The following is a 3,892-nucleotide window of genomic DNA, read 5'->3' as shown; positions in this document are numbered from 1 at the left end:
AGCGACAGGCTCGCGGATGCCATCGATATCAACCGGAGGAGCGGCGACGAAGGCGATGACGAAGCAGATGGTGGCAGCCAGCAGCGTGGGGATCATCAGCACACCGAACCAACCGACATACAGACGGTTGTTGGTGGAGGTAACCCACTCACAGAAGGCTTCCCAGTTGCTCTGGCGTCCGCTGCGAATTGCGGTGGACATAGAAGAAAAGAAGACGGATAAACCTCTCCCAAAAAAAAGGGACAGGCGGAACAATTTTATGGACGGAACCTTCCGTTACATGACAACTTAACAATCAGAATCAGCTCTCAAAAAAACTTCATCAAACACTTTACGAAGCATTCATGAAGTTGCATGAAGTAGCCAGTCGCGAGATTGCTGGACAAAACCGTTCCAGTTCATCCGTTCCTCCTCTGCAGCCCGGGCCACCAATAGCGGCGCCTGTTGCTTCAACGCCACAAGATCAAGCTCGTCCACACCGGCATTGATCGCAAGCCAATCCGCCATGGAGCGACCCACCACACGGGTGAGATAAGCCGCACTGAGAGCCTGCATCGAACCAGCGATCAGCCAGCTACCCCCATTCAGCTTGGCCAGTCCCAGCAAGGTCTGCCCGGTCCACTCCACCACGCCCTGGGCGAGGGCCACCCGCGCCAGCTGCGCCGCCGCTTTCCTCAGCACATCCGGCTGCAGCGATGTTCCCCAGATTTCGCCCATCTCCTTGATCATCAAACCGTTGGCGACGGCGACGGCAAGAAGATCCAGGCTGGCGATGGGGGATGCCATCACGGAGCCGGCCACAATCCACTGGGTGCGCTGCTGGATCTGCAGGAAGCGATCACGCCGCAGCGACTCAAGGTCACGCTGCCAACGCCGATGCAGCTCTGCCAACAGCCGCGTCTCAGACGCCGCCTGTTTCAGTGAGCGGCGCAGCGGTGCCAGGGCAGTCCGCAGCGACATCGACGGTTCCTGAACCAGGATCCGCTCGCGCCAGCGATCGGGAAGATCATCTCGAACAGCAGCGATGGCATCGGTCGACGCGTCCTGGCCTTCAGTCCCCAGAAGCAGCCAAGCGGGTTGATCCTCCGGCACTTGCTGAAGCCAGAGCAGATCTGAGGCAAGCAGTGGCGCCTTCAGACTGAACAGGATCAGATTCTGATCCACAAGGCCGCGGGGCCAGCAACGGCTGCCATCGTCAGTGGTCAAGGGATGGCACAGCGAGAGTGTCAACGGCATCGGGCCGGCCAGAGAGCTGCTGAGGTCTGCTTCATTCGGTCCCTGAGAGCCTCCCAAGGCGACCATCGCCATGCGCACAGGACCACTGCGGTCCAGCACCGATTTCAACTCGGCGCGACGGGCCAGATCAGCGGCGGGTTGTTGCTCGAAACGTACGAACTGATCCAGCACCTCATGGCATCGAGCCATCCATCCATCCAGCGACACCGGTGCTGCGAACCGCGGCTGGTTTGGCTTGCGCCCAAGCCAGATCACCACGCCACCGGCAGCCAGCAGACCCAACCCCCCGCCGGGAACATGCATCACATCACTGATCAACCACTGCCCGGCAAGCAACCCAGCTCCAGCCAGAGCCAACGGCCGCAGCAGCGACGACGGTGGCATCACCAGAGCTGGCCATGAAGCCGGGAGTTTCAACAGAAGGGCTGCTGTAGCAGTGATCCTTCTTAGCTCAACCCACCACCAGACACCAGAACTTCAGGCCAGAAGCACGACTTCTCCATAAGTTGGGAACAGGCCAGGGTCAGCCGTGACACACAGTCATCCCATCGCGATGGTCGACAACCGCCAGGGGGTGCGCAGGGTTCTCATGGTGGCCCTGGGCCTGAACATCACCATGTCGCTGCTCAAGCTTCTGGTGGGAGCCATGAGTGGATCGCTGGCGGTGATCGCCGATGGCATGCACAGCGCCACTGATGCGTTGTCCAGCCTCACGGGACTCGTCACCAACAAACTCTCCGATCCACGGCCCGATCGCGATCATCCCTATGGCCACCGCAAATACGAGGCAGTCGGAGCCCTCGGTATCGCCGGTTTCATCCTGTTCACAGCCATCGAGATCCTGCTACGTTCAGGGGAGCGGCTTCTGGAGGGCCTGCCACCCATCCGGGTGACGAGCCAAGAACTGGTGCTGCTTACGCTGGTGCTGGGTTTCAACCTCCTGCTGGCGGCGTATGAGCTGCGGGAAGGTCGGCGACTGAGCAGCAACCTCCTCAAGGCGGATGCCCAGCATTCGGCGAGCGACGTTTGGACAACCGTTGTGGTGCTGGTGGGCATGGCGGGGGCGGTCTGGCTGCAGGTGAGCTGGCTCGACGTCGCGCTGGCCATCCCCATGGCCCTCCTGCTGATCCGTGTCTGCTGGCAGGTGCTACGCGGCACCTTGCCCTGGCTGGTGGACCACATGGCGGTTGCACCTGAGGCCATCTATGCCGAAGCCATGGCCACCGCTGGCGTGATGAACTGCCACGACATCGCCAGCCGGGGCGTTCTTGGCCAGCAGGTTTTCATCGAAATGCATATAATTGTCAATGCCGACGACCTCACCACGGCGCACCGGATCAGCGAACAAGTGGAGGAGCGCCTCGACGAAAGCTTTGGGCCGGTGCGATGCACCATCCATCTGGAACCTAAGGACTACGTGGAGGACGGGATCACCTATACCGGCGCCCATGGCTGAGGTCGACACCGAAACACTTGATCTCACCGGGCTAACCGAGCGTCAGCAAAGGGAACTGATTGAGGTGCTTGATGAGGTCCGCCATGCCGATGGCTGGTCGTGGCAGCTTCCGGTGTTGCTGCGAGAACGCTGCTGGCTGCGGCTGTCTCGCATTCCCTTGACCAAGCTGCACCGTTTACTCCCTCCGGATGGGCACGATGAAGCACCAGAACTGATGCATTATCGGCGGTTGCTCCAACAGGGGATGAATCCGCTCTTGGCCCAGCAGAGCTGCTGGCATGACTTCGGCATGGAGGACTGCCAAAGAGCGCTGCAGGACTACTGGAGCAGCCAGGACCACGCCATTCACGGATGGACAGCCCAGCGGTACCGCCAACTGGTGAGCAGCTACCGCGAACGAATTGAACGGGGGATCACGGCAGTTCCGATGCTCGTGCTGGCTCGCAAGAAGAGCGTTGAATGCCACCAGCTGCTCTGGATCACCGAAAACACCCCGGTGATGCGTCACACTTGCGCCTGATTCCAGGCCATGGGCCATGAGTGATTCCTACAGCGATCCCCAACAACAGGCGGGACAGGGAGACGGCGGACGCGACGGTCAGCGCAGTCGTGGCAACCGTGGCGGCGGCCGTGAAGGCGGCGGCTTCCGGATTCGCCTGAGTGACAACGAAATGCGCTCGGCAAGGGCACTGCAGGAGGCCTTCAATCTCCGCTCAACCGTTGCTGTCCTGGGTTTCGCAGTGCGCAGTCTCGGCCAAATGCTGGAAGACGGCCAACTCGACGCCCTGATCGAGCAGCAACGCAATCAACCAGCCCGGGGTGGCCGGCGTGATGGTGGTGGTCGCGACGGTGGTGGTCGCGGACGACGCTTTGACAACGAGCGCGGCAGCCGCGGGGCCCGTCCGAACCCCTTTGCTCGTCCTACAAAACCCCAGCCGGAAGCCCAGGCTGAACCGGTTGCTGAGCCAGAGGTGGAGCCGTTGGTGGAGTCAGAAGCAGCCCCCAGCGACGACACCAAAACCGAAGCAACCGAGGCCTGATTGATGAACCGGCCAAGGGTTCTTTCCGGGGTGCAACCAACCGGAGCACTGCACCTCGGCAATTGGCTGGGTGCCATCCGCAATTGGGTTGATCTGCAGGAGACCCACGACACCTTTGTATGTGTCGTGGATCTCCACGCCATCACCGTTCCCCATGACC

General features: G+C 61.1%; 4 protein-coding genes and 2 pseudogenes. 4 read left to right on the top strand and 2 right to left on the bottom strand.

Features of this window, described 5'->3' with window-relative positions; all coding sequences use genetic code 11:
• Together ACGVJ8_RS10075 and ACGVJ8_RS10070 are read right to left on the bottom strand one after the other, a co-directional pair.
• Positions 1 to 201, bottom strand: a pseudogene (locus ACGVJ8_RS10075) (photosystem II q(b) protein); the annotation flags it as partial.
• A gap of 141 nt (positions 202 to 342) precedes the next feature.
• Complete coding sequence (locus ACGVJ8_RS10070; protein ID WP_392347740.1) at positions 343 to 1,653, bottom strand: YcjF family protein; 1,311 nt, start codon at positions 1,651 to 1,653, stop codon at positions 343 to 345.
• A gap of 136 nt (positions 1,654 to 1,789) precedes the next feature.
• Between ACGVJ8_RS10070 and ACGVJ8_RS10065 the strand changes: the two genes are divergently transcribed.
• The 4 genes and pseudogenes from ACGVJ8_RS10065 to ACGVJ8_RS10050 all read left to right on the top strand — a co-directional run.
• Positions 1,790 to 2,692: a cation diffusion facilitator family transporter gene (locus ACGVJ8_RS10065; RefSeq protein WP_392347742.1), complete on the top strand. Its 903-nt coding sequence runs from the start codon at positions 1,790 to 1,792 to the stop codon at positions 2,690 to 2,692.
• The gene (locus tag ACGVJ8_RS10060) at positions 2,685 to 3,212 is read left to right on the top strand and encodes a hypothetical protein (RefSeq protein WP_392347738.1); all 528 of its coding nucleotides are present in this window, start codon (positions 2,685 to 2,687) and stop codon (positions 3,210 to 3,212) included. Before ACGVJ8_RS10065 ends, ACGVJ8_RS10060 begins: the two co-directional genes overlap by 8 nt.
• A gap of 16 nt (positions 3,213 to 3,228) precedes the next feature.
• Positions 3,229 to 3,732 (top strand): hypothetical protein, encoded by a 504-nt coding sequence (locus tag ACGVJ8_RS10055; RefSeq protein ID WP_392347737.1) that lies wholly within the window; start codon positions 3,229 to 3,231, stop codon positions 3,730 to 3,732.
• Between the two features lie 3 nt (positions 3,733 to 3,735).
• Positions 3,736 to 3,892 (top strand): annotated as a pseudogene (locus tag ACGVJ8_RS10050) (tryptophan--tRNA ligase); the annotation flags it as partial.

The sequence above is a fragment of the Parasynechococcus sp. genome, assembly GCF_042954245.1.
Classification (GTDB): domain Bacteria; phylum Cyanobacteriota; class Cyanobacteriia; order PCC-6307; family Cyanobiaceae; genus Parasynechococcus.
This window is presented reverse-complemented; position numbering and strand designations above follow the sequence as displayed.

What these genes read in the sequence shown, in the direction of transcription:
- ACGVJ8_RS10065 (WP_392347742.1), top strand. Translation starts at nt 1,790, where the DNA reads ATGGTCGACAACCGCCAGGGGGTGCGCAGGGTTCTCATGGTGGCCCTG.
- ACGVJ8_RS10060 (WP_392347738.1), top strand. Translation starts at nt 2,685, where the DNA reads ATGGCTGAGGTCGACACCGAAACACTTGATCTCACCGGGCTAACCGAG.
- ACGVJ8_RS10055 (WP_392347737.1), top strand. Translation starts at nt 3,229, where the DNA reads ATGAGTGATTCCTACAGCGATCCCCAACAACAGGCGGGACAGGGAGAC.